Raw genomic sequence first — 6,018 nt, 5'->3', positions numbered from 1 at the left:
CTCACTTGTTGTAAGACTTGCCCTCGCTTGATTTCGTTATTGATTGTTTGAGGAGCTCTTCCAAGTAGGCGAGCAATTTCTCGATTGGATTTTCCTTCTTTGTTCCATCGTTCAATGTAGCGACGATCATTAATTGTCAAATGTTTTCCTTTTGTTGTATAATTGTTTTGCATCTCTGTGCCCTTCCTTTTGTTTGTGGTGAACAACAAGTATAGCACGGAGGTGTTTTCTTATACCTTACAAAAGGATTTCATTTGACAACAGGGACTTTTGAAGCTGTTTTGAGGGCTAAACCAAGGCTATCATTAGCCTTGGCCAATTAGCCTAACAGCTCCAAACCTATTATCAAATGAAATCAGACAACTCATCAGAATGAGTTGTAGTACTTATCTAGCAGATAGGATGGGTGGCTAACTTCATTTTAAAATTTTTGAAGCATGTAGAGAATACCTGGCTTCAAAATATAAAATGATTTTTATAGATGAATATCAAGATTCGGATTTGAAAATGAATGATTTATTTATGTTTCTTAATAGTAGTCTAGGGATAGATATTTTTATTGTTGGTGATACGAAACAGGCAATTTATCTATGGAGAGGTGCTAGTGAAGATATTTTTAATAAGATTCCACAAAAAATGGAACAAAAATATTTATGGCACAACTTCAGGTCTCATCCTGAGATAGTTAATTATGCAATGGTCATACATGATCCTGAATCTCTACCTGTAGTCTCTAAAGACTTAGATGAACATGTTGTTATCGTCAATCTTGGGATACATTCTCTAGGGGAATTACTTAAAACGAAATTAATTGATTTAGATAAGGGAATTACAATAATAGTTAAAAAGAACAATGAAGCCTTAGTCTATAAAGATAAATTAAGGAATGAAGGTTTTGATTTCGAATATATTCCGATTACCCCTATAGATCAAAATCAAAGTCAAAACACACAGTATTTGAGAGTATTGGCAAGGTATTTTTATGATGATAATTTTACTATTTTTGATTTGGTTGAAGAGTATCATTTAGAGCTGAAGAGAAGTGAAATTGAAAAATTTCAGAATGTACTGGACCAAATGAAAAGCATCTTCCCTGCTAAAGAAGGAGAAATTTTTGATGACCTGAACTTTTCAGAAATAATTCAATCATTTTCAAACTATTTAGAAGTTATTTTTTCAGAAAGTGATATTAGTCAATTAAAAGAAACATTATCAAACCAGAGGTTTAGTGTAGCTTTTATACCATCTAATAATAAATATAAAATAATGACAATATTTGCGGCCAAAGGTTTGGAGTTTGATCAAGTGATCGGTTTTGGAAAAGACTACAACTTAACTAACAGAGATACAAATAATAATCACTATGTATTAATTACCAGAGCAAAAGAGAAGGTTATTCTGATAGATAATAACTATTATAAGAGTCAGGTTGATTCTGTGATAGCACAGAATCATAGAGAGCCAAATAATTTTTACCGTTATTACGGAAATTCTTAGTCTCTATTATATACGATTCGAGAGAATCCAGACAGATTTACTCATCTGCTTGACTTTAAGAAGATTATTGAAAGCGATTATAACTTCAGCATTCCCTATCCATTTCAATGTCGACAATATTGACTTGATTTTACCAGCAGAGTATACTAGAAAACAATTGGAGGAAAAACTCAATGACTGAAAAAACACAACGCCAGCTTGATGCTGAAGCTATTTTACAAAAGTGCGGTGGCAGTTTTAGTCGTCTAGGCAAAGAAGGCACTATCAAGGAAAACAAAACCGTTTTTAAATTTGTTGCGGACGAAGCCAATCGTAAGCAGCGCGAATTAGTAGGGTTGGAATAGAAAGATTGAGCCAATTGACTAGTCGAAAAATTCAAAAACCACACTGTAAGAATCCGTCTTGATTGTTTTCAAGCTTGGGTCTCACAGTGTGGTTTTACTTTAGCCATTTCAGTCTCGGCATCCCTCACCTATAATTCTGATAGAGTTTGTAGAGCATGTCCGAGTAAAACTGGGCTGGGCTGGAGGGGGAGTCGCTGCCAAAGAAGTCCAGTTTTTCTTCGACTTGGATCTGGGCGAAGAAATCGTAGTTGGCGATGGTTGAAATCAGTAGGTAATACTTGCGGATGGCGCTCCAGATTTCGGAGTCTGGGGTCTCTGGGAATTGCTGTTTGAAGATTTGAAACAGGGTTTTAAAAAAAGGTTTAACTTCTGCTCGAAATTGCAGGAGATCCTCATCTGTTTGGCTACAATGAAAATTGGTGAAAGGCACGGAAAGAAGTTTCATAAATAGGGGTTTGTTCAGGACCAGTTCGATTAAGTCCTTGCAAAAATCTTCCAATAATAAAGGGCTTTTAAAGTGGTTCTGCATTTCCACTGCGAAATCCAAGCCTTCTTCTTTTAGCAGGTGGAGAAAGAGAGCATCCTTGGATGGGAAGTAGGTGTAGAAGGAAGGTCTGGAAATGTCTAGTTGTTTGGCAAGGCTGACCAAGGAGATCTGATCATAGGATTTAACCAGAAATAACTTGCGTGCGGCATTGAGGATATCCTGGTAGCGCTGCTCAATCACTTCTTGAGAACGGGCACGTTTCTGCGGCATGTTGTGTTCCTTTTAAGTTTATTTATTTTAGTGTATCATACTTTAGCAAAAATGTAAGCCTTTTTGAAAATTTTTTGGATTTATTCTAAATAAAAGAAAGAAAAGCTGATAAGTCCAAGCAGGAACGCTTTTTTCAAAAGGTTCTCCCCTAGGAAGCTGGCGGAAAGTATGATAGAATAGAAAGTATTGAAAAGAAGGAGATAGATGATGAAAAAACTAGGAGTTCTGTTAATGGCTGCTGCCTTGGCAATGGCACCGGTAGTAGCATCAGCAGATGAGTTGATGGACATCACCCGGGAAATGTATCCAGAGGTATTGGAGATTAACCGTCCCAAGTCCTCGATTATTGTCGATGCCAAGACAGGGGATGTGGTTTGGGAAGACAATGCGGATGCACCACGTGACCCAGCCAGCATGAGTAAATTGATGACCCTCTACTTGGTCTTTGAGGCTTTGGAGAAGGGGGAAATTTCCAAAGATGACGTGATCACGGCAACTCCTCGTGAGCAGACCATTGCAGGACTCTACGCTATTTCCAATAACAAAATTGTTGCCGGTGTGGATTACACCATTGATGAATTGATCACCATGACGGCGATTCCTTCATCCAATGTAACCACCGTTATGTTGGCTGACTATCTATCCAACGGTGACAGTGATGCTTTCTTAGATAAGATGAATGCCACTTCTCAGCAAATGGGCATGACCAATACCAAGTGGTACAATGCCAGTGGGGCTGCAGCTCAGGCCTTTAGTGGTTACTACACACCGCAACGTTATGACATTACCAAGGAAAACCAAACAACGGCGCGTGATATGGCCATTCTGGGGGTTAACTTCGTCAACAAGTACCCAGATATTTTGAACTATACCAAAGATCCAGTGGTGACGGTGAAAAAAGGAACTCCTTATGAAGAGATCTTTGAAACCTACAACTACTCAGTTGAGGGAGCCCTTTATGGAATGAAGGGGGTAGACGGTCTGAAAACAGGATCTAGTCCAGCTGGTGCCTTTAACTATATTGCAACCGGTGAACGTGACGGGCAACGGTTTGTCGAGTTGATTATGGGGGGTGGTGACTGGGCTGACCAAGATGGCGAATACTACCGCCACCCATTTGGAAATGCGCTTTTGGAAAAAGCCTTTAAAGACTATGAATACAAAAAAGTCTTGGAGAAGGGCCTAGTCGAAGTTGACGGGCAAAAATACAAGGTTGACCAAGATGTCTACGCTACCCTGAAAAAAGGAACGAACGCAAAACTATCTGTGACAGATGGAAAACTGGTTGTTGAAAATGGTCTAAAGCCCATTAACCAACAGCTGGATGTCTCTTATAAGGTAACAGAAGATAAGTCCTTCTTTGCGTCCGCTCAAAAAGCAGATGATGTGGCTAACGGTCAGATCGGCAAGAAGAGCTGGCTAGCCGATGTTTTTGCCAACTACCAATGGCTCTTGTTGATTCCGATTTTACTGCTTCTAGCCTTGATTCTCCTCTTGGTTCGCCTTCTCCTCAGCAAAACTGGAACAGGTAAGACCAAGAAGCAGTCTGCTAAAGGAAAGAAATAACCTGATAGAATCTTGATTGTAAATTTTCACTAGATGGGAGTGGGGTCCTAAAGGGATGGAAATGTCCTTTGGGCCCCTCTCCCCTCATTTTTGTTTATCCTAGAAAGGAGTTACTGGTGCAGCGTTCCGCCTCACTTTATTTTCGTTATTTTTTAATGTACACCTTTTTCTACCTGTCCTGGGCCTTGTTCTCAGCCATCCTGTCCATTTATATGTTGGATTTGGGCTACTCGGCTAGTCAGGTGTCGCTTGTGGTCTCGGTATCCTTTTTTACCTCTGTCTTATCCCAGCCAGTGATGGGGTATTTAAATGACCGGTTAGGGATTAAACCGGTGACGGTAGTGGGTCTGGGCTTGGCCTTGGCGGGGGGTGTGATCTTCCTCCTGTCCAATCAGCTCTGGGGCTTGGTTTTGGGCTACAGCTTGGCTATTATGATGATTAATGGTATCAATCCGGTCATGGACCTCCTGGCTGCCAAATCGCCCTATAAGTATGGCTCGATTCGTGTTTGGGGAACCATTGGTTATGCGACTGGAACCCAGATGGCAGGGGTGCTCTACCAGGTGATCCATCCGCAAGCGATTTATGTGGCTTTCCTGGGAACCTTGTTCCTGTCGATTTTAGGAGTTTTGGGGTTACCGATTGAGAAGGAAGACATGCCGGCTAAGCAAAAGCAGGAAGAGTCCTTTTTGAATGATGTGCTCAAGAATAAGCCTTATCTCTTAGCCTTGGTTATTATTGCCCTCTTTTCTGGCGTTGCCAATGTCGGACACACATATATTCCGGCCATGCTGGAGGCCAGTGGTTTGACGGTTAGTCAAGCGTCGACCATTGTTTCCTTAGCGGTTATTTGCGAGGCTCCCTTGATTTTCTACTCCTACCTCTTTATGGATCGCTATCCCAGCAAGATCCTGATCTTGTTCCCACTCTTTTTCATGACCCTCCAGTTTGTTTTCTTTGGCTTGGCCAGTCCGCTAGGCTTTAAGATTTTTGGAACTCTCCTAGCCAAGCATGCGGCTAATATGACCCTGATTATGTTGACCTTGAAATTGGTCAACACCTTGGTTGGTCCGCGCTTTGTCATGACCGGGATGGCCTTGATTCAGACTGCCAAAAGCCTACTGTCGATCGTGGTTCAAACCTGGGCTGGCTGGCTGATCGATAGCTCGGGTTATGAACTCATGTCCTGGGTTATGGTTGGTCTCTTGTTGTTGGTTTTCCTCATGGTTCCCTTTTTGCGTGTTGATGAATCAAAAAGTGAAAAATTATTCTCCTAAATCCGAATAAGGAAGTGAGGAGGAAAAGCGATGTTTCAAGCCATGGATGCCAAGGGGCAGTTGCATCATCTACTGACAGGTCCTCTCCCACAAGGAGGGGCCTTTTTTTGTCCGTTCTGTAAACAGGAGCTTATCTTGAAATCAGGCCAATGGGTTCGGCCTCATTTTGCCCATCAAGTGGGCCAGGCTTGTGAAGGAGCGGTTTTGAATGAGGGAGCCGAGCACCTCAACCTCAAGGCGGATCTGTTCGACTGGGCCCAGGTTCATGAAGCGGTTGCTCTTGAAGTGGGGCAGGCCAAGGGGAGTGTGGTTTCAGACCTACTCTTGTCGCAGAATTTAGCCCTGGAGATTCAATGCAGCCCTCTGAGCCCTCAAGACTATGAGCGGCGGAGTCGGGCTTACCAAGATCTGGGCCTGCCAGTGGTCTGGCTGCTGGGATCGAAGCATTTCTTATACTTAACAAAAATCAAAATCTGAATTATAATAGATATTATGGAATTCACACAAGATCAAATTAATGAATTAAAATCAGCTCTCAAAAATAAACAACTTTCTGCTTATCACAACCGTATTCAAG

The 6,018-nt window shown here is 41.6% G+C and carries 7 protein-coding genes; 5 read left to right on the top strand and 2 right to left on the bottom strand.

The window, feature by feature from the left end:
- On the bottom strand, positions 1–173 hold a 173-nt coding region (locus HZY94_RS09405; RefSeq protein WP_179924846.1), incomplete at its 3' end, for a helix-turn-helix domain-containing protein.
- Between the two features lie 253 nt (positions 174–426).
- Here HZY94_RS09405 and HZY94_RS10705 point away from each other — a divergent pair.
- Positions 427–1,497 carry a UvrD-helicase domain-containing protein gene (locus HZY94_RS10705; protein WP_322783474.1) on the top strand — a complete coding sequence of 357 codons (1,071 nt, stop codon included), beginning with the start codon at positions 427–429 and terminating at the stop codon, positions 1,495–1,497.
- Between the two features lie 173 nt (positions 1,498–1,670).
- Complete coding sequence (locus HZY94_RS09395; protein ID WP_179924313.1) at positions 1,671–1,841, top strand: hypothetical protein; 171 nt, start codon at positions 1,671–1,673, stop codon at positions 1,839–1,841.
- A gap of 124 nt (positions 1,842–1,965) precedes the next feature.
- On the opposite strand, the gene HZY94_RS09390 is transcribed toward HZY94_RS09395, so the two are convergent.
- Positions 1,966–2,598 carry a TetR/AcrR family transcriptional regulator gene (locus HZY94_RS09390; protein ID WP_179925926.1) on the bottom strand — a complete coding sequence of 211 codons (633 nt, stop codon included), beginning with the start codon at positions 2,596–2,598 and terminating at the stop codon, positions 1,966–1,968.
- 204 nt (positions 2,599–2,802) lie between these two features.
- Here HZY94_RS09390 and HZY94_RS09385 point away from each other — a divergent pair, with 204 nt between their 5' ends.
- The 3 genes from HZY94_RS09385 to HZY94_RS09375 all read left to right on the top strand — a co-directional run bounded on the left by HZY94_RS09385 (position 2,803) and on the right by HZY94_RS09375 (position 5,918).
- Entirely contained in the window at positions 2,803–4,164 is a 1,362-nt protein-coding gene (locus HZY94_RS09385) for a DUF1958 domain-containing protein (RefSeq protein ID WP_179925925.1), read from the top strand.
- 113 nt (positions 4,165–4,277) lie between these two features.
- Entirely contained in the window at positions 4,278–5,441 is a 1,164-nt protein-coding gene (locus HZY94_RS09380; RefSeq protein WP_179925928.1) for an MFS transporter, read from the top strand.
- A 30-nt stretch (positions 5,442–5,471) separates the two neighbouring features.
- Complete coding sequence (locus HZY94_RS09375; RefSeq protein ID WP_179925924.1) at positions 5,472–5,918, top strand: competence protein CoiA; 447 nt, start codon at positions 5,472–5,474, stop codon at positions 5,916–5,918.
- The last annotated feature ends 100 nt before the right edge of the window (positions 5,919–6,018 follow it).

The organism is Streptococcus danieliae, assembly GCF_013415245.1.
Lineage (GTDB): Bacteria > Bacillota > Bacilli > Lactobacillales > Streptococcaceae > Streptococcus > Streptococcus danieliae_A.
Note: the sequence above shows the minus strand (reverse complement) of the source record. Positions and strands in the feature narration are given on the sequence as shown.